18 protein-coding genes are annotated in these 19582 nt (G+C 64.4%); 6 read left to right on the top strand and 12 right to left on the bottom strand.

Features of this window, described 5'->3' with window-relative positions; translation table 11 throughout:
- From E5554_RS16640 to E5554_RS16625, 4 genes are read left to right on the top strand one after another with little or no spacing between them, the layout of a single operon-like run.
- Complete coding sequence (locus E5554_RS16640) at positions 1-180, top strand: DUF4089 domain-containing protein (protein WP_017502786.1); 180 nt, start codon at positions 1-3, stop codon at positions 178-180.
- Entirely contained in the window at positions 177-1514 is a 1338-nt protein-coding gene (locus E5554_RS16635) for an AtzE family amidohydrolase (protein ID WP_017502785.1), read from the top strand. The genes E5554_RS16640 and E5554_RS16635 overlap by 4 nt, the downstream gene beginning before the upstream one ends.
- Entirely contained in the window at positions 1511-1891 is a 381-nt protein-coding gene (gene hpxZ / locus E5554_RS16630; RefSeq protein ID WP_048938630.1) for an oxalurate catabolism protein HpxZ, read from the top strand. Before E5554_RS16635 ends, hpxZ begins: the two co-directional genes overlap by 4 nt.
- Complete coding sequence (locus E5554_RS16625) at positions 1888-2874, top strand: bile acid:sodium symporter family protein (RefSeq protein ID WP_017502977.1); 987 nt, start codon at positions 1888-1890, stop codon at positions 2872-2874. The genes hpxZ and E5554_RS16625 overlap by 4 nt, the downstream gene beginning before the upstream one ends.
- A 24-nt stretch (positions 2875-2898) precedes the next feature.
- On the opposite strand, the gene E5554_RS16620 is transcribed toward E5554_RS16625, so the two are convergent.
- Both E5554_RS16620 and E5554_RS16615 read right to left on the bottom strand, forming a co-directional pair.
- Positions 2899-3432 carry a phosphoribosyltransferase family protein gene (locus E5554_RS16620; RefSeq protein WP_017502978.1) on the bottom strand — a complete coding sequence of 178 codons (534 nt, stop codon included), beginning with the start codon at positions 3430-3432 and terminating at the stop codon, positions 2899-2901.
- Positions 3433-3441: 9 nt separating this feature from the next.
- On the bottom strand, positions 3442-4395 hold the full coding sequence (locus tag E5554_RS16615; RefSeq protein ID WP_017502979.1) for a LysR family transcriptional regulator: 954 nt from the start codon (positions 4393-4395) through the stop codon (positions 3442-3444).
- 136 nt (positions 4396-4531) lie between these two features.
- Between E5554_RS16615 and E5554_RS16610 the strand changes: the two genes are divergently transcribed.
- On the top strand, positions 4532-5530 hold the full coding sequence (locus tag E5554_RS16610) for a 2-oxoglutarate and iron-dependent oxygenase domain-containing protein (protein WP_048938654.1): 999 nt from the start codon (positions 4532-4534) through the stop codon (positions 5528-5530).
- A 582-nt stretch (positions 5531-6112) separates the two neighbouring features.
- A complete protein-coding gene (locus tag E5554_RS16605) occupies positions 6113-6523 on the top strand; it encodes a hypothetical protein (RefSeq protein ID WP_136187475.1) in 411 nt (136 codons plus the stop codon).
- Here the strand turns inward: E5554_RS16605 and E5554_RS16600 are convergent.
- The 10 genes from E5554_RS16600 to E5554_RS16555 form a co-directional block, all read right to left on the bottom strand.
- Positions 6498-10226, bottom strand: coding sequence for a conjugal transfer protein TraG N-terminal domain-containing protein (locus E5554_RS16600; protein WP_136187474.1), 3729 nt, complete (start codon positions 10224-10226; stop codon positions 6498-6500). The two genes, E5554_RS16605 and E5554_RS16600, sit on opposite strands and share 26 nt — an antisense overlap.
- A gap of 15 nt (positions 10227-10241) precedes the next feature.
- Positions 10242-11606, bottom strand: coding sequence for a conjugal transfer protein TraH (locus E5554_RS16595; protein WP_199909715.1), 1365 nt, complete (start codon positions 11604-11606; stop codon positions 10242-10244).
- A gap of 149 nt (positions 11607-11755) precedes the next feature.
- Complete coding sequence (locus tag E5554_RS16590; RefSeq protein WP_247594291.1) at positions 11756-12346, bottom strand: hypothetical protein; 591 nt, start codon at positions 12344-12346, stop codon at positions 11756-11758.
- Positions 12343-13152: a conjugal transfer protein TraF gene (locus tag E5554_RS16585; protein WP_048938655.1), complete on the bottom strand. Its 810-nt coding sequence runs from the start codon at positions 13150-13152 to the stop codon at positions 12343-12345. The genes E5554_RS16590 and E5554_RS16585 overlap by 4 nt, the downstream gene beginning before the upstream one ends.
- 41 nt (positions 13153-13193) lie before the next feature.
- Positions 13194-13793 (bottom strand): S26 family signal peptidase, encoded by a 600-nt coding sequence (locus tag E5554_RS16580; protein WP_048938634.1) that lies wholly within the window; start codon positions 13791-13793, stop codon positions 13194-13196.
- Complete coding sequence (locus tag E5554_RS16575; protein WP_247594290.1) at positions 13765-14502, bottom strand: type-F conjugative transfer system pilin assembly protein TrbC; 738 nt, start codon at positions 14500-14502, stop codon at positions 13765-13767. Before E5554_RS16575 ends, E5554_RS16580 begins: the two co-directional genes overlap by 29 nt.
- Before the next feature lie 97 nt (positions 14503-14599).
- The gene (traN, locus tag E5554_RS16570) at positions 14600-15688 is read right to left on the bottom strand and encodes a conjugal transfer protein TraN (RefSeq protein WP_136187473.1); all 1089 of its coding nucleotides are present in this window, start codon (positions 15686-15688) and stop codon (positions 14600-14602) included.
- On the bottom strand, positions 15685-17613 hold the full coding sequence (locus E5554_RS16565) for a hypothetical protein (RefSeq protein ID WP_048938637.1): 1929 nt from the start codon (positions 17611-17613) through the stop codon (positions 15685-15687). Before E5554_RS16565 ends, traN begins: the two co-directional genes overlap by 4 nt.
- Positions 17614-17974: 361 nt before the next feature.
- Positions 17975-18988 (bottom strand): TraU family protein, encoded by a 1014-nt coding sequence (locus tag E5554_RS16560; protein WP_048938638.1) that lies wholly within the window; start codon positions 18986-18988, stop codon positions 17975-17977.
- Complete coding sequence (locus tag E5554_RS16555; protein WP_053094346.1) at positions 18985-19557, bottom strand: conjugal transfer protein TraW; 573 nt, start codon at positions 19555-19557, stop codon at positions 18985-18987. The genes E5554_RS16560 and E5554_RS16555 overlap by 4 nt, the downstream gene beginning before the upstream one ends.
- Between the last annotated feature and the right edge of the window lie 25 nt (positions 19558-19582).

Here is a 19582-nt window from a genome sequence, read left to right as displayed (position 1 = left end):
ATGGAAGCTGACACCCCCCTCTTCGTCCCCCTCTTCACGCAAACGGCCGACGCGGATCTGGCCGCCGAAATCGCAGCGCGGATCGGCATGGACCTGCCTGATGCCTGCGTGGCGGGCGTGGCGGCCAATGCCCGCCTGTTGCAACGCCATGCCGACCTGCTGCGCGGGGGACAGGCATGACCGACCTGTCGACATGGGGCGTCGTCGCTTGCGCCGATGCGGTCCGGTCCGGGCGGCTGTCGGCGGTGGCGCTGGCGACGGCGGCGCTGGACCGCATCGCCGCCCGCAACCCGGCGATCGTCGCGGTGACGCGCACCCTGCGCGACCGGGCGCTGGCGCAGGCGGCAGCGGTCGATGCGCAACTGGCCGCCGGGCAGGATCCCGGCCCGCTCGCCGGCGTGCCCTATGGCGTCAAGGACCTGTTCGACGTCGCCGGCCTGCCGACCACGGCGGGCGCCGCACGGCTGAAGGATGCGCCGCCCGCGACCGCCGACGCCGAAGCGATCGCGCGACTGCGCGCGGCGGGCGCGGTGCTGGTGGCGACGCTCAACATGGACGAGTTCGCCTATGGCTTCGTCACCGACAATGCGCATTGGGGCATCACCCGCAACCCGCACGATCCGGCGCGGTTCGCGGGTGGATCGTCGGGAGGGTCGGCGGCGGCGGTGGCGGCGGGCATGCTGCCCTTTGCCCTTGGGTCCGACACCAATGGATCGATCCGCATTCCGGCCAGCCTTTGCGGCATTTACGGGACGAAGCCGACCCATGGCTCGCTGCCGCTGGCGGGGACCTATCCCTTTGTCCACACGCTGGACGATATCGGCGCCTTCACGCGCAGCGCCGGCGATCTGGCGCTGGTCGACGCGGTGCTGCGCGGCGGCGCGGGCGAAGCCGCGCCGCTCGGCCGGCCCGCTTTGCTGGGCGGCTGGTTCGCGGCCAATCTGGCGCCGGACATGGCGGCGGCGCTGGACCGCCTTTCCGCCGGGCTGGGCGGGCTGCCGGTGGTCGACCTGCCCGATGTGGCGAGGGCGCGATCGGCCGCCTTTCTGCTCACCGCCTATGAGGGCGGGCGGCTGCATCGCGACGCGCTGGCGGCCGATCCGCTGTCCTACGATCCAGCGACCCGCGACCGGCTGATCGCGGGAGCGGCGCTGCCGGATGCCATATATGCGCAGGCCATGGCCTTTCGCAGCGTCTTTGCCGCCCATGTGGAGCGCGCGCTGGCCGACCATGACGTGCTGATCGCGCCGGCCACCTTCGGCCCGGCGCCGCGCATCGACGATCCCACCATCCCCATCGATGGCGCGCCGCAACCGGCCCGCGCCAATCTGGGCCTCTACACCCAGCCGATCAGCTTTCTGGGCCTGCCCGTGGTGGCCGCACCCCTGCCGGTGGCGGGGCTGCCCATGGGGGTGCAGCTGATCGCGGCGAAGGGTCGCGACAGCGCCCTGATCGATTATGCGACCATGCTGGAGGGCAGGGGCCTGATAGCGGCAAAAGGGGAAGGACGATGACCGTGAACGATGCAGGGGTTGTGGCCGAAGTGACGGCGCAGCTGGAACGCTATGAACGCGCGCTGATGGCGGACGATCTGGCAGAGATGGACGCGCTGTTCCACGACGCGCCGACCACCGTGCGCTATGGCGTGGGCGAGGTGCTGTACGGCATGGAAGAAATTCGCGACTTTCGCAAAGGGCGCGGCGGTTCCCCCCAGCGCCGCGTCGGCCGGATCGCGGTCGCTGCCTTCGGCCCCGACGCCGCCACCGCCAATATCGAATTTTTCCGCGAAGGGTCCGACCGGCGCGGCCGCCAGAGCCAGACCTGGATCCGCTTCCCCGACGGGTGGAAGATCGTGTCCGCCCATGTCTCCATCGAAGGCAGCGCCTCGTGAAGGCGCTGCTGGCACGGCTGAACATCGACAGCTATATCCTGCTGCTGGTCGGCATGGTGCTGCTGGCGTCCTTCCTGCCGGTGCGCGGGATGGCGGCGACGGTCGCGGGGGGCTGCGCCGACATCGGCATCGTCATCCTCTTCTTCATGCATGGCGCGCGCCTGTCGCGGCAGGCGGTGATCGACGGCGCGCGCCACTGGCGGCTGCACCTGACGGTGGCGCTGATGACCTTTGCGGTGTTCCCGCTGCTGGGCCTGGCCGTCCGGGCGATCCCCGGCATCGATCCCGCGCTGGGCACGGGTATGCTGTTCCTCACCCTGCTGCCCTCCACCGTGCAATCGTCCATCGCCTTCACCGCCATGGCGCGGGGCAATGTCGCGGCGGCGGTGTGCAGCGCCTCCTTTTCCAACCTGGCGGGCATTTTCATCACCCCGCTGCTGGTCGCCTTCCTCATCACCGGGCGGCAGGGCGGCTTTTCCGGCGACGCGGTCGTGACCATCGCGGTCCAGTTGCTGCTGCCCTTTCTGGCGGGCCATTTCCTGCGGCCGTGGATCGGCGCCTGGATCGCCCGGCAAAAGAAGCTGCTGACCATGGTGGATCGCGGATCGATCCTGCTGGTGGTCTATACCGCCTTCAGCGCGGCGGTGGTGGAGGGGCTGTGGAACCGCGTCACGCCGGACGATCTTGCCCGGATTGCGGGGCTTTCCGTGCTGTTGCTGTCGGTCGTGCTGCTGCTCAGCCATGCGCTGGGCAAATGGCTGGGCTTCAATCGGGAAGACAGTATCGTGCTGCAGTTTTGCGGCTCGAAAAAGAGCCTGGCGTCGGGCGTGCCGATGGCTGGCGTGCTGTTTTCCGCGTCGCAGGTGGGCGCGATCATCCTGCCGCTGATGTTCTTCCACCAGATCCAGCTGATGGTCTGCGCCGTGCTGGCCCGCCGCTATGCCGCATCCGACACCGCGCAGGGGACACTGGCCGGCGCATAGCCGCCCAATCGCGCACGGCCCGCCCTACAGGCTCAGCCGCTCTGGATCCTCGCGCGCATCCTGTTCCTGCATGGCGCGGGTCGCCACCGACCCCCAGGGGAAGATGAACCATCGCTTGTCGACCTGCCGGTCGATATTGCGCGACGCATGGTCCACCGTCTCGCGCGAACTGACATTGTTGATCAGCACGGCAAAACGCACATTGGCGGCCAACCCGCCATTGTCGATCAGCAGCGACCGGAATCTGGCAATGGTCTTGCCGCTGTCGTTGATATCGTCGACGAACAGATATTTTTCGCCCAGCTGGGTGCAGGCGGCCAGATGCACCAGCAGCGAATCCGAAAAGGCATGCACCTTCGAACTATGGTCGATGGACAGCATGGCAATGCCCATGCGGTGCGACAGGAATGTCGCGGGGACCAGCCCGCCCCGGCCGATGCCGACGATATAGTCGGGCACCCACGGATCCTGTTCGACCGCGCTGGCGATGGTTTCGACATCGGCCAGAAACTGGTCATAGGACATTTCGGAAAACTGGATATCTTGCGTCTGCGTCATGATGGGCCTTCAGGTGGATGATGGGGGTGCGGCCGGTTCGGCCTCGCTCGCGGCGTTCGCGCAACGGGCGAGCGCTGCGTTCAGCAACTCTACCAGCGCATGGACCGCAATGGCGGGATTGCGCGCGGACCGGACATAGATGCCCAGGTCGGCCTGAAGATAGGTGGGCCCGGCGATGGGAATATGGACCAGTTCGCCCCGCTCGATCTCATCCTCTATGCCGATCCGCGTCTGAAAGGAAATGCCCAGCCCGCGCATCGTCAGCTGCTTGGCCAGTTCGACCGAGCTGGTCTCTACCGCGCCCTGGGGCAGCTTGCCAAGCGCGCGCTGCAATTGCTGGCGGATGGACAGATCCGCCTTGGGCAGGATCAGCGAATGGGACAGGCAGGTCGCCAGCGTCAGGCTGCTGCTGCGCGCCAGCGGATGGTCGGGCCGCATCGTCGCGCCCAGCGGATGGCGGCTGTGGGACAGCTGGCGCAGGTCGGACGTCCGCTCGACACCGAAGGCGATGCCCATGTCCGCGTCGCCGCCGATGACCGCGGCGGAAATGGCGGCCGATCCCAGCACGCTGACGCCCACGGTGATGCGGGGGTGGCGTTCGCGCAGTTGCGCCAGCACATCGGGCAGCAGGCCCGACGTCAGCGCCTCCACCGCCGCGATCTCGACATGGCCCGACCGCAGGCCCTGCATCGCCTCCAGCTCCGACCGCACCCGTTCGGCGTCCTGCAACACCTCTATCGCATGGCGGGCGAATGTCGCCCCGGCATGGGTCAGCTTCAGCCCGCCGGGCAACCGGTCGAACAGCGGCGTGCCCAGTTCCTCCTCCAGCTTCAGCAATTGCCGGTTCACGGCGGAGGATGCGACGTTCAGCCGCCGTGCCGCCTCCCGCACCGAACCCGCCCGGCGGATGGCGTCGAAATAGACGATCATGGGGGCATGGAAACGGTGGGCGCGGTTGGACATAGCCGCTCCTGGGCCATAATCCCGATTCGGTCAACGTCCTCTTTTCGGCATCGGGGTGGGCTATAATCGATGCTTTTTTTCGAGCGGGCAGACAGGAAGAATGGGCGCCGATATAGAGGCCGAGCGAGGATATGAAATGACGCTGACAGCAACAGGGGATACGATTGAACGGGGCGATGCGCTGACCCTGCCGACGGTCGATATTTCCAGCCTGCCCGGTTCGGACGAAGGCGCCCGCGCCGCCGTGGTACAGGCGATCCGCACCGCCTGTTTGGACAAGGGCTTCTTCTATTGCGTCGGCCATGGCATCGACCCGGCGCTGCTGGCGCGGGTCTTCGCGCAGAGCGCGGCCTTCTTTGCCCAGCCGATGGACCGCAAGATGGAACGGGCGATGGCGCTTTCGAAGGCCAATCGCGGCTATGAGCCGCTGCGCGGCCAGACGCTGGAACCGGATTCGCCGCCCGACCTCAAGGAAGGCTATTATATCGGCGCGGAAGTGGCGGCGGACGATGAACGGGCGCAGAAATTCTTCAACACCGGCCCCAATGTCTGGCCCGAAGACCTGCCCGACTTCCGCGCCACGATGGAGGAATATTATGCGGCGATGCGCAGCCTGATAGCGGTGCTGCTGGAAGGGCTGGCGCTGTCGCTGGGGCTGGATGCGGACTATTTCGCGGATTTCCAGACCTCACCCATCGCGACGCTGCGGCTGCTCCATTATCCCGCGCAGGAAGCCAATCCGCATCCCGATGAAAAGGGCTGCGGCGCGCATACCGATTTCGGCGCCATCACGGTGCTGATGCAGGACGGGGTCGGCGGGCTGGAAGTGTGGGACCATGACGGCGCGCGCTGGCTGGCGGCCCGGCCGCTGGACGGATCCTTCATCATCAACCTGGGCGACATGATGGCGCGCTGGACCAACGGCCGCTATCGCTCCACCATCCACCGCGTCATCAACCGGTCCGGCCGGGAACGCTATTCGGTGCCCTTCTTCTTTTCCGGCAACCCCGAACATCGGATCGCGTGCATCCCATCCTGCCTGCCCGCCGGCGGAGCGCCCCAATATGCCCCGATCACGGTGGAAGGGCATATGCGCGAACGCTATTCGGCGACCTACAAGAAGGATTTCGGATAGTTTAGTAGGTCTTGGTTAATTTGACCCTGCCGTCGAACGTTGAACTGTTGTGGTAGATGCCTCACTTCGCTTGGCATTTAATGATGCGGAGTGGCACCACCGTGGTGCGCGAAGGAGGAGCATATGGCGAATGCGCGCATGCTGTCGATCAACTTGATAAAGTGATGTTTCTAAGTTTGGGGGAGTGATTGAGCAGGCGGGAGCGTCGATGCCTTTCGGGTGGCGAGGTGATACTTTGACTTTCCTCTGTGCCTTGACGTCGAAGCTGCCTCCCCCCTGTCGGAAGGCAGTGCAACGATTGAAGGTGCTATGAAGAGAAGGTTGTCGCGGGGGGGGGCGTTGCCGGGATTTCGGCTCTAGCGGTGACCCATTGGGTAACGCTGTATGTAAGACGTTACGCGGGGTTCGTTTCAGAGCCGATATTTAACCAGCGAGGAACTAAAGTCTTGAACGAGGAAGGGGGGATATCTGAAAGGCGAGAAAGTGAGAGTGGACTGCGTTTATATGTTTTTCCGTGTCTGCAGAAGATGGTACTATTGCCAATGAAATTGAATAGCATCGAAATCGAGATGAACAAGCGTGATGGCCCGCCAACTGAAAATTCGTGAATGGCTGTGGCGCCCGATGTATGCGCGCTTTTGGTGGAGTGCGGTCCCGCTGTACTGGGGCGGTTTATTTGCGTCCTCGCGCGTAGAATTCCTTGCTGATTTTTACGGTTCGGCTCTCGCGGGATTCATTAATGTTTTTTTCTTCCCGCCGATCGTAGCTATAGTTCTGTCGTACGGCTTTTTTAAAGCATGGCTGGCGGCAGCACATTTTGAAATGGATGATGAAACAGAAGAGTATTGGGAACGTAGTCCAATGCGCAATAGCCCTTCTGGCATGCTGCGTGAGTTCGATCCGCTAGACCCCGCCTCAGGCTCTAACTGGATTGGGAGTCCGTTGAATCCGTCGCACCCATTTTATGTTATTCGGCCCCGTCATTCTTCTTGAATGACGGATTTCCGTCGAAGGGGCCATTCATCAGATCGGTCGAGAACCTGCCGCTGTTGAGAAGTGAGCTTTGCTCAATAGACGTTACAGGAGCCATTAAATCGGCTGTTCCCCGAGCGCTGTCCGCGTCGCCGAGATACCTGTTCCGCAGCCCATTCGGCCCAAGGATTTCTGTCGCCAGGCGGTGGGAGAATGCTTCAGCTGGATTAGCTGATCTGGCGGCTGATCGCTCGGCATTCGCCAGAGCTTGTCGTACGTCAAAGTTCACAACGTTGAGCTGGGCACTTGCGATTTCGCTAGTCGATCCTGCCTCCTGACTCGAAATACCCAGCGACCCGCCAGCTTGACCGAACGCTGCTCCACCTTGTCTCGACCTGTTGGTCCGGCCTGCTTTTGCACTTGTCCCTCCTGACACTTCTCCGTTCACAGATATTTGAAATGCGTTCTGATCCTGCGCTGTCCTTGCGATTGCACGTTCCCACCCAGTCTGAGCCATAACAGCTTGCACATCTCGCTGAAGTGTGTCCGCCACCTGGGGTTTCAGGCGCCAGTTGCCCTTGCGGTCCATCTCGAACCCGCCGCGCAGCCAGTTGGCCATCGCCGCCTTGCCCTCGTCGCCGCCGCCCATGAAATGTTCGATCGTGTCGGGGCCGGCCTGTTTGCCGGCCTCGAACCTCGTGCTGCTGTCGTTCCGTGCCGATTTCTCGAACCCTGCGCTGCTGGAGACGAGAAGATCATTATGCGCGAGACTGAAGCGTGCATGGCCGCCATTGGCGACAGCGCCAAGCTGACTCTCGTTGAGAAGTCCAGCCTTCCACATCTGGGCCGCCGTCGCCGGTGTCAGGTTGAGGCTGAAATCACCATTTTGATCCATCGCTATCTGCCGCTTGGTCATCTCAATGCCGTTGTCCTTGAGCATCGATTGCACGCGTGACAGGCGTTCCTTGTCGACAATGCTGGTCATTCTGGCATTGCGCGCGCGATCAGCCACGCCTTCGGCGCCGCCCTCAGCCATGTCGACCTGGTTTCCGGCACCGTCTGACAGAGCTCGGATGAAGCTGTCGAGGCGGGCTGCCTCACGCGTCGACATGCCGGCGGCGCCAGCACCTTCCGCAAAGCCGAAATTCTCAGATTGGCGTCGTTGCTCGCCGATCCGGGCTGCGCCACGTGTGCCATCATGGCCGACCTCGCGTTGCGCATCGAGCTTGCCTGAGCGTTCGGCAAAATCATAACCGGCGGCCTCGCGCGTGCGCCCGTAGACGCTCGTGCCTTCGCGGGCCGCTTCAGCCGTCGCCCCGTCGGCGGTGCCGACCTCGCTCGCCGCCCGGTAGGTTTCAAGGGCATGCATGACCTGCGCTTCGCTGCGTCTAGTTGCGCGGGAGAGTTGGGAAATGGCGGTTGAGCGCGCCTCGCCGGAGAGGGCGTTGATGAAGGAGATGCGGCGGTTCATTTCATCCACCGGCACGCCAAGCATCCTTGCTGCGAACCGCTGTCCCTCGTTCCCGCCAGTCCGCCGAGCCTGTTCGGTCGCGACATTGCCCCGCTCGACGGCGGAAACCTGATCGCCCGCATAGTCGCGGCGGCCTTCCATCGCGCCGACCTGCGTTTGCGCGCCGGTAAGCTCATTCCGGAGCATCTCCTCTTGGGAGAAACTGTTGGCGATGAGCTTGGCAAAGGTCGGATCGGCATGGGCCTGTGAGATCAGTCCGCTGGCCTTGAGCGCCGCATCTTCAGGGGAATAGCCTGCGCGCTCGAAATGCCGGCTCGCGCCCTGCATCATCATGTCGTAGGCGCGGGTGTCGCCGAAGGCGCGCCACTGGACGAGGTTCTGGGTGAAGGCGGCAAAGGCCTTCTCGCCGCCCTGACCCGATCCGAAATAGCCTGTGCCCAGCTTCCTCAGCGCGTCCTTTTCCGCGAAATTGTGGATGGCGCCCGTGGCGGCTGCCGCCTGGACCGCGCCTTTGACCGATAGATCGGCGAGGTCGCGGCCGGCGAGCGCTGGTGCGAGCCCGCCAAGTTCTCGGCCGGCGTCGATCCCGCCGAGCCCTAGCGCGGCCTGACCTGGAACGCCCCCATGCGCGCCTTCGACGGCGCCGGCGGCGCCGAAGCTGCGCGTGGCGCCAAAGCTGGACCGCGCGCCGAAATCCCCGAATGAGGATGAGGCGCTGCGGCGGGTGCCCGTGCCGGCGGCAGACGCCTGGGCCTCGAGTGCCGATGCGTAGCCTTCCGATGTGGAGACCGTCGCCGCTGCGGTGGATGCCTGCGCCGTTACGCCCAGCGATCCGCCGGTGAAGGACGAGAAGACATTGCCCGAGAAGCGGAACACGGTGAACACGAAGGCGCCAGCAAGACCAGCGCCTGCCGTGCGGAAGCTGCCGAATATGGCGAGCGCTTTCATGGCCGAGGAGGGCGCGAGCATCCAGGCATTGACGGCCAGATGATTGGCCCGCATCTCGGCCAGCGTCGCCGTGGCCCGTCCAAGGGTCAACTGGTAGATGCCGGCGTCGATCACGCCCCACAGCGCCACGAAGATGAAAAGCCCCAGCGCAAAGCTCGCGACCCGCAGGTTGATCGGTGTCAGGATGAAGAGGAGCGCGACTGGGACCATGAAGAGCATGATGCCGAAGACGACAGCGCGGATCGTGGGGAACCATTCATTGGCGGTCGACATGGTCGCAAGACCGCTCGACACGACGGCCCGATTTGCCATCACGCGAGAGGTTGTGGCGGGACTATCCTCGAAGAGGACATCACCCACGCTATTGCCGAGCAGGATGTTGGTGAGGAAGGCTTGGGCGGTGAGCGGGGTGCCCATCATCATGTCGCCCATTTCGCCCAGATTGCTGCGGCAGCGCGCGAGTTGTTCCGCCTTTGCAATATCGTAGCCGGTGCGGGCGCAGACCTGTGCCGAATAGCTTTCGAAGATGGCGGGATCGGATAGGCGATCGGCGCTATGCTCCCAGGCTTCCTGACAGCTGACCGTCGTGCCGCCCTTGTCCGACGCTGTGAAGACGGTGCTGAATGTCGATGGTCCGGCCATGGCGGCAAAGGCGGTTTGAAGGTCGGTGCTGGCGCGGAAGAGCTGGTCGTCATCGACGCCATAGGCAGGCGACACGCGCGCAACCGGATAGCATTGGCGGACATAATCCTTGACCGTCGCATCGAGGAAGCTGTCGGTCATGGGCCCGCGCGGCGAGACGGCGTTCAGGAACAGATCGAAGGCATGGCCGCCCGCGCCGAACTCCAGCTTGGCATGGGGATCGAGCGTATTGTCGTCGATCGTCTCGGCCAGCGCCCGTTCCATCATGTTGGTGACGCCTGCCACCAGCACGATGAGGTTGGGGACATCGCCCACCGGCTGATAGGCATTGCGGACGCGGTCATAGACATGGACCGTGCCGGTAGTTGCGACCAGGCCGACGAACATGCCGATCCCGACCAGCATCTGGAATCCGAAGGCGACAAGCCCCATGCCCGTGCCGCGCACCATGGCGAGGACTGCGCCCAGCGCCATGCCGACCACTGCCACGATCAGCACCAGCGTCTCGTAGCGCGGATCGGCAAAGATCATCGAGACGAGGCGAAAGGCGTCGACCGTCTCTGCAAAGCCGTCATAGCTGTGGAAACTGGCTTCCAGAGCAAGGGCCGGCTCAGCGAGGGCAAGGCTGGTCAGGATCGCAATCAGACGAACGACAAGGCGCATGGGAAAGGATCCCTTTTAGCGATTGCGGTTGGTGGCGGCGCCGGCGGCGTCGCGGGCATCCCGGTCGCGCTGGCGGACGAGGCCGGCATAGTTGGTCGAGAGGTTGGCTGCCTCAAGCGCCGCCATATATGATTGACGCATCTGCGAGCGCTGCCGCAGCACTTCTTCGCGCAGATCGCGAAGCTGCTCTATCCCCTTGGTCAGGATCCGGGTCTGGCAGATATTGGCGTTGCTGCTGTCCGCAGCCCCTGCCGCATTGGTGCCGCGCTCGGCGTTGGTCAGCGCAAAGTCGATGCTGCGTGTGAGGTCATTCAGCATCTGATAGGCGAGGGTCAGCGCCACCAGTTCGTCGGTGTCCGCGATGACCGAGTCCACCACATCTTGGCGAACGCCCCATTCCAACATGCGATAGACAGGGAGGGTCCGGACATTGGCGACAAACTGGCGTTCTTCGGCCGTCAGCGCAGCGCGTGTGCGGATCTTCTCGGCGATCGTTGTCATGCGTTCGCGGGTGAGGGTGAGGGCGCCTTTGGCACCATCGCGCGTGCAGTCGGCGCTGGTGGCGGGGACGTTGAGCGCGCGCCGCATGACGCGGCCGCTCAGGAAGTCGTCGGAAGATTCGCTATCCTGGCCGGCGCAAGCTGGGATGGCAGAGAAGAGCGGTACCTTGTCGGTCGCGTCCCAGCGCATATAGACGTCGCCCACCCGCGCCCGCATGACGGCAGACCAGTCCGCCGCACCCACCCGGCCAGCGGCGTGGGAGAGGAGCGATCCGGTCCTGAATATCTCCGTCACCTCGGCCGGGCAGTTGGCCAGCGCATCGCGCAGATCCTCGGTCGGATTATTGCCGTTCGACTGGATCTTCTCGCGGCTTTGCTGATAGCTTTTGGCGTAACCCTCCTTGACCGACTTGTAGCCGGTCATCTCCTCGATAATGCCGGACACATTGTCGTCGCCCCTGGCGATCTGGACCATGCGGTTGGCGAGGCGGCAGTCGTTCACCTGGATGGAATTCAGGTAATTGGTGGCTGCCTCCATTTTCGAAATGATGTTTCCCATTTTCTCATCGAGCGTTTCGAGGAGATATTGAAAGGCCACGGCCGGGGCCGCCTGAAGAATGCTCTCGAGCTTCTCGACAAGATAGTCGGGATCGAGGAAGGACATGCCGCCAAGGAACATGTCGATGCCGCCGCAACCCGCTTTTACCTTGGGCAGCGTCAGGCTCATCAGATAGTCGTTATGGACGTCGATGCGGCCTGACATGCCGCCGGCAGTGACATAGCCCCGCGTCTGATCCTCGAAGCTGCCGGGGCTGGTGTAGGTGACATTGTCGAACCAATGCTCCGCCCAGCTCTGCGCTAGCGCGGGGGCGGGCGTCATGCCGCAGCTGGCAGCGCAGAGGGTGAGGACGGCGGCGAACCGGCGAGGGAGCGCTCTGTTCTTCAGGCGCGAGCGGCAGGGGGTGGGGGCGTGGCGCATGGCGGGCTCCAATGGGGTGAGGGGGTGGAATTGACTGGGCACGCCATTGCTCAGCCTTTCCGACGATGGGTGGATGGGGAGGACGCGGACACGCCGACGATCCCGGTGAACTTGGACATGGCGCGGACCCCTACGGCCACGCGCACGCCTGACTGCATCTTGGCCGCCAGATAGAGATTGCGACTCATGTTGACCGAATGATCGGTGCCGATCGCGACCGGAATGATGCGATTGGGATCGGCCAGCGGCCGAACCCAGGCAACAGGGTGCCCGACCCAGGGGAGGCCGAGGCGGCCGGACCGGATCATCGCTTCCTGGGTCGAGATGGTTCTGACGGTCCAGCCATAGCGGGCCTTCATCACGCCAAGCTTGGTCCAGAGATCGCCGCAGGGGAGGCAGCCGGGCGCCGTGCTCATTTCGACCACATAGGCGGCGCCCTGGCCTCGTAGGGTCGCGTCGAGGTCGGGCGGAAAGGCGCTGGTGCGCGGAACGCGATCGAGCCAGCTTTTCATCGCCTGCTCGGTACTGACCGGATGGACTGCAGCGCGCGCAGCTTCGGCTCGGGTCGGCGGTTCTGCGGCGATCGCTGGACTGGCGCTCAAAGCCGTCGCAGCCGCCAATGTCATGACGGCGGATCTCACGGCTGCGCGCTCTGGCTGACGGCTGGGTCATTGGCTGCAACCGGACCATTGGCCAGCGCGTCGAAGAAGCCATTCTCCTCGCCGGCGCCGGTCAGGAATTGCTCGGGACGAATGTCGCCGGAGAGCAGTTTTACGGCCTGATAGGCGGTCTGGATGAGATTGGGATAGGCCTCGACCCCATTGGCGATTACCATGCGCTGGGATGAACCGCGGCGGATAACCATGGTCGTGGGGGTCACATCGACCCCAAATCGACTGGACAGCTCAGGCTTGCGATCGAGATTCTGGCTGCTGACCTGCCAGCCCATCTCCTCTTGGAAGCGCTGGAGGATCGGCCATTGGACGCGGCAATAGCCGCAGCTGGCCCGTGAGAACATGATAAGCGCGAATTCGCCGCCTTTGGACCGGAGATAGGCGCGGCGGGTGGCGTCCTTCTGCGCGCCCATGGCGTCGCGCGCGTCGCCCACGACTGGATAGGCAGAGCGGGCGCTTAATTCCGGGTGGGTGAGCATGGCGAGTTGGGTGACGCCGGCAAAGGCGCGGGCCTTGCGCCTGGCGAAGTCCTGGAGCCGCCAGAAATCAGCGACGGCATCGACCGTCAGCACCGTGGCAGCGTAGTCGCGCTGCTCGGTAATGAGCTTGGCGATCCGGGGCGGGCTCCATCTGGCGAGCTCGGTCATCGGTGGGATGACGGGCGCCGGAGGCAATTGATCCTCGTCCGCTTCGCCGGGTTCCGCGGGTTTGGGGGCGTACCACCAGTAGCCGAGCTTGGGTTCGCCGTTGGGCTGCGCGGCAGCCGATGGCATGGCGACCGCCAGCGCGATCGCGGCAGCGGCGATGCTCCGCTTCACAGCACGCGCTCCATGCGGGTGAGACGTTCGATCCGCACTGGGCCAAAGTACCGGCTGTCAAAGCCCTCGCGATGGTCGGAACCAACATAGACGAAGCCTGCGGGTATCGCATGATCGCCCCAGTGCAGATGATCGAGGCGCTGGCCATCACGGCCCACAGGACGGCTGATACCCAGCAGGAGATCTCCGCAATAATAGCTGCTGTTTGTGACCCTGCCATCGAAGACTGAATGGCGCTCGACCTCGCGCAGGCGCTCGCCTGGCATGCACATCGCCCGTTTGGTGACGCTGACGGGGCGGGGACCGGCGATCGGATGGGACAGTGCGAACATGACGAGATCGCCCTTGTGGATTGTCCCAGGCGCCGCGCGCACGGCCCAGGCGTCGATCGACGGGCTCATGACGATGGTGACCGAAGGGATTGCCTGCCAGGTAAGCGTCGCCAGCGGCACGGTGATACCAAGCGCCAGCCAGAAGCGCTTGGGACGCGCCGGCTGATCGCCGACCGCGCCGCCCAGCGCCAGCACTGCCTCGCGCGGGAGCGCTTTCAATCCGTGGAAAAGCCTTTTAGCGGCCAGCCAGACGAGCCGAAGCATCGCGCACCTCTTCCTTGCCGCCGAGGCGGGCATATTCATCCAGCAAGCCAGAAAGCGCTGCATCGCCGAGCACGAGATGGGCGGCACGGGGGGCCGTCTCGTCCTCCCGTTCGCAATAGGGCTGGGTCGGATCGCCCGGCACCATGGCGAGGGCCGGTACCCGGACTATGCCATGCTGGCGGAAGAGGATCGGATCGATCACCACCTGGACGTTGCGCATCGTGCAGCCCGGACCCTCGCATCCGGGGTCGACCCGGAGCATCCGCGCCGTGAGCTCGGCCATGGGGCCGATCTTGGTGAGACCACCGGGGACTCCGCGAAAGGCGATCACCCCGCGGACCCGTTCGAGCTGTCCGGCGTAAGTGCGCAAAGTCTCGATCGGCATGGACGAGGAAGCGAACAGCAGCGGCACCCAGGCCTTGGCCGGTGTGTTCGAAGCGGCGGGTGCCGGCGCCTGAGCGCTATCGGGCGGTGCCAGGCCCAACGCCTGATGAAGCCGGGCACTCATGGCCTGCTGCTCCGCGGTGAGTGCATTGGCTGCCTGGATTTGCGCCGCGCGCGCCTGCGCCTCCATCTGCGGATCGAGCCGCCGTTTCCGCATGGCATCGAAGGCACGTCGCCTGAGTGTCGGAGAGGGGGCGGGGATCGCGTTCGGCCCACCGTGCGCCATTGGGGTAACGCTGGCCTTGGCTTTGTGAAGCCGCTCCATGGCGGACGTCCCTTCGTTTGCCGATTGAGCCTCCCGGGCCAGCCCTGGCGCGGCCCCAATAAGCGCGAGCGCAAGCACGAGCGGGGCCATTGGGCTGTCAGGGATTGACGGTGCGCAGATAGGCATCGACCTTCTCCTCCATGTCGATTTGGATGTCGGACTGGGCGCGCGCCTCGATCTCCTCATAATATTCGGAGAGATCCATTTGGCTGAAATCGAGCGCCTGGAATTCTTCAGCGGTAAAGCCCCGGCAATAGGGCTGCTTGGGTGTTCCCCAGCCCATGGCGTTGAATGCGCTGAGCTGCGGTCGGCCCTGCTCCTGGATGATGCGGCCAAGCTTGGTGTTGAAGCAGCAATGGCCTCGCGCCTTCTGGATGCAGATGCCAAGGATCGAGGAGGAGCAATAAATGCCCACCTCGTGGCACATGCCTGAACCGCGGAGCATGCCGGTTTCCATATCCTGTTGGTCACAGCCCTGGAGCAGCACCTCCATCATGAAATTGATGGCCAGGCTGATCGCGATCGAGGTTGGATCAAGGCCAACGATGATGGCGTTGGCGCCGGCACTCGCCGCCTGGCCCGCGGTCGCACCTGCCTTGAAGGCGAGATAGGCGGCCTTGGCGCCGGTGAACACGCCCTTGGCGATCGCTATCTTGGTGGTGATCGAGCTGATCGAACCGCCCATGCCGTCCTTGACGATCTTGTCCCGGTCTTTGCAGCAATTCTGGAAGGTGACGCTGGCGCCTGGCGGACGGCAGCGCAGTGCCCGGCCGCCGAATATTTCTATCGTGCCGAGGCAGTTTCCATCGGCGTCGACCGGGCCATCATTGTCCGGGCCTGTATCGTCGACCGGAAGCTCATCCTCGACCGGATTGAGCGCGGTGTCGATGCAGGCGAGGGGCGAGCAGGTCGGCGTTCCGCCTGCCGCTGGCACAAGACATTGATGATCGCCCCCGAACGGGCAACTATAGACGCCTACGACGTCGACCACGCAGGGTATTTGCTGGATCGGGCACTGCGTCGCGCCGCCGGCCATGGTGACGCAGCTCGCCATCTCGCCTTCGTCAGCCGCATCGCCATTGCCGTTCAAATCAGCGGCGCAGAGCTGGGCCGCCCACGCCGAAGCAGGGATGCTGATAGCCATGAGCGCGGCGCCCAGCAGGCCAAGGAAATTTCGCTTTTTCATGGCGTCCCCGCTGTGCAGGCAAGATCGGAGCCAGCGAGGCGCACGGTCTGCATCATGACGGCGGCTTCTGGAAAATCGTCGAGGCAGCCGCAGGCGGTGACCAGCTCCTCCTCTTCGCCCAGAGGACAGACATTGTCTGTGCCGCAGCTATGATAGAAGCTGTTCCAGCCGGCCGGATCATTTTGGCTAGCCCCGACCACGCCCGAGATCGCGACGTCGCTGTTCGCCCTGGGCGCGCGGGTCTTGCAGATCGGCTCGCAGGCCGGAACCGTCCCGCGATCGGGCAGGGTAAAGGCGCGGGTGGAGGTCGAGATCGTCCCGTCGCTCGACAGGGTGCGATCAGCGAGCAGGGTCTCGGTCGAATGGTCGATGATATAGGCGCTGCGCGACAGATCGGGCGCGCTCACTTCGCCATTATCGATCAGGCATTTATAGCGGCGGTCCCGCTCGAAAAAGTCGCGGCTATACTGGAATGTGCAATTGCTCGTGCCGAACGATCGGGTTTGGGCGAGGGGTTTAAGGCCCGTGTTCACCCCGTTGGAAAAGGTCGTGACGCCGTCGACGCTCTCGCTGTCCAGCCTGCACGCCGTGACCTGCGCATATCCCGTGCAGAGATCCACCAGCCGTTCGGAAACCTCGCAGGCCATATCGACCTGGACCTCGACCGTGACATAGCCCCAATTGCCATCGCCCCCGGCGCGAACGCGGGCACCTACCGTCATGGCACCGGCGCGCAGCTGGGGCGTGATGTCGATGGCGGTGCGATTATAATAGGGATCGCCGCTAATCCGGCAGTCACCAGATGGCAGGGCCTCGCCAGTCCAGGGGCGCTTTCCGGCATAGCCGACGATCTGGCCGTTGACCCGTGCCTGGACCCAGTCGTCCGCGCCCATTTCCACGATCCGGGCGGAGACGATGCGTGTCGGCGCGATCGGATCGAAGCTGGCTGTATGAATGGGCGGGACGCTGCCGCAGGTGCCAGAACCTCGGATCTGATAGCGGCGGCAGCCGGTGCCGCAGGCGGTGACGGAGGTCACCGTTCCGGCAACGCCCACTATGTCGTCGAAATCCCAGGATTTGACGCTGATCTCCCGATCGATCGAGCAGCTGCGGGTGACCTCGGCTTTGCCGGTCGCCGACGCCGAGCCGGCCAGTGCCTGAAAGACACTGCTTGCCTGCGCGCTCGCACTGGCGTCCGCGCTAATTGCGGTTGGATCGGCGCGATAGCTGGTCGAAGATAGCGAAGGCGACGCGGTACAGGCCGTCGTCTGGGCGCCGACATAGCGGATGACAGGCCCTTCGATGCTTGCCTGCGCCACCCCGATCCGGGAGTCTGCCGTGGTGAGCGCGCCGATGATGCCGCCGCCCAGATCCTTGAGGACAGAATTGAGGTTGCCCAGCACCAGGTTGCTGCCGCAGCTCGCATTGACGCAATAGCAGGCAGAGAGGTCGGTCAGCGGCACTTGGCTGAGCTTGAGGCTGCCGGACGAGGCTACATCCCATTGGAAGGGGGTGCAGTTGTTCCAGCTGCCAGGATCGCAGGAGACGATGCCGTTGGCGCAGATGCCCGAGACCGGGACAGGCAGGGTCAGATTTTGATCGAAGCTGCCGTCGAGATCGCTGTCGCGCGCTATGCTCACATGCGTGATGTCGCCAGTCGTGCCGGGCTGGACCAGCAGATCCAGCATCGTGGCGCTCTTCTGGCAGGCGAGGTTGGTGGTGAAGTTTCGGCTGCTGTCGATAGTGCTGATCGCTTCACCGGCCAGACCTGGATTGACGTAATTGCTGGTGATCGAGTCGCTGTCGCTCGACTTCGTCCGCGATGCCGCCGCCGCAGCGCGCGCGCGGGCCTCCATATCCTGCGCTTGGCCGCATTGCGGCGCGAGCGCCACGCTGCCCATGATGATGAGGATCGCCCTCTTCATCGGAAGCCTCCGGCCGAACGGGAATTTTCCGCAGGGGTCAGACGAAAGGCCTGGCCGCTGGCTTTCAGACGGAAGCAGGCACGGCCTTTAAAGGTGGTCAGCACGGCCGATATCGGATCGGGCATTAGGGAGAGGGGACACCCGATCCGAGCAGGGGGTTCACCGACCGTGCTGACCTTCCCCTCTCTTGGGCCCGATCTGGCGGTCATCGGGTGCGCGAGGGGAATGGGGGGTGGAGCGACGCTGTGGGGGGACGGCGTCGCTCCGCCCTCGCAGCGATCGTACGTGCCGATATGGCCTAGGCGGGCAGACCATCTGGAGTGCTCGTCGATTGCTACGGGGGATGGGGAAGGCATCTGGCTCACGGGGTGGATACTCCCGCACAGCAGATCACTTTTTCAAAAGACATGAACTGGGCGTTGTCCTTGCCGGGCGCATGTTTGCCGCTCGACCAGAGTGCGCCGGGACGCCCGATATTGACGCATTTGCCGCCCTTGACCGGCTCCATGATCTGGAGCTTGTAGCGGCTCTTGGTCCAGATCGGCTGCGCCTTGAAAGAGCAGCCGTCAGCCGAGCTGATGGTGAGCGCGCCAAGGCGCCCCATCATGAAGGTGCCGCGCGCCGCAAGCCCGGCCCACGCCTCGACGCTGTCGCCAAAATGGATATCGCCCGCGATCGGGTATGTGGCGCCCCAGCTGCCCATGCACCAGAAGAGCGGATCGAGCACCTTGCCGGCGGCTGCCGCGGCGCTGTCAGCCATGCAGGCAAGGCCCGCTGCGGGATTGCCGAAGAGAATGCCCTCGGGCTGGATGATCGCGCCCAGTGTCCCCGACTGCCAGGTCGGCAGCACCTCGGTGATCATGGCGACGTCGAACCCGTCATCCTCGATGCACGGCAGGTCAGCGAACATGTCGAGCATCTTCCAGACCGGCGAGATATAATAATGCATCTGCGCGAACATCTTCTGGCTGTTGGTGCCATCGGCGATTCCACTCTGGCTGCCCTGGAGCTTGCCGCCGGTCGGCAGGAGATCGGCGCCGAGCGCCATCATGCAGCCGGGCTCGGTCACCACATCGATCATGCGGTTGGGTGACCAGAAGCTCACCTTCACACCGAACCAGAAGGTGGCGCCCTTGCGGCAGGCGCATAACGGCTTGGACGCAGACTGGGCGTCGAGCTCCTTGTCGAGCTTGTCGAAACTTCCGACACGGACGCCGCCAATGGTGATCGGGAAGATGCAGTTCCAGCGCACCTTGGTGAGCGGATTGAAGATGGTGCCGGCCTCGCATTTGGAGGCGTGCGCCGGCGCGCTGGCAGAGCCGAGCGCAAGCGCAAGAGATAGGGCGGCGGCGCGGAGGAGCTTCTTGCGGTTCATGGCCGGGCGCTCTGATGCGCGGGACGCTTCGGCGCATACTCGCGAAGGACCAGCTTCTTCCCCTCCTGCGCGACGATGACAGGCGCGACAGTAAGGCCGAGCCTTTCCTTCACGCGCTCCTCCAGGATGAAGAGCGGGCGGCCGGTGCGCTCGGAGAGTTCGAGCGCATCGCCAGCGGTCAGCAGGATGAAATCGGTGAAGCGCGCGGCCTTCAGCGCCCAGGTAAGATCGCGCGGATGAACAATGACGAGGCGCTGGGGGAGCGACACATAGTCCAGCGGATTGAAGGTGAAGCCCTTGGGATAAAGGACGCGGCCGTCAGGCAGACGGATCTCGTCATCGACCGTGTAGAAGGGAATGATGCTTCGCGTCCGATCGACAGGTGCTGTCTCCAGCGACGTAGCCTTGAGCGCCGTCCAGTTGGCGCGAGGGCCGAACTTCGCAGCCATGTCAGGCGCATTGGCCACCCGCGCCTCAATTTCGCTCATCGCGTCCGGCTCTGCGATCGGCCAGGTGCGGCCGATCGTGGAGGTCGCGCCCTGCGCCTGCTGGCAGGCGAGACCAAGCATCAGCGCACCGAGAAGCGCATGGCGC

The organism is Sphingobium sp. PAMC28499 (genome assembly GCF_004795815.1).
Taxonomy (GTDB): domain Bacteria; phylum Pseudomonadota; class Alphaproteobacteria; order Sphingomonadales; family Sphingomonadaceae; genus Sphingobium; species Sphingobium yanoikuyae.
The sequence above is the reverse complement of the archived record's forward strand: the minus strand, read 5'-3'. Positions and strand labels throughout refer to the sequence as shown.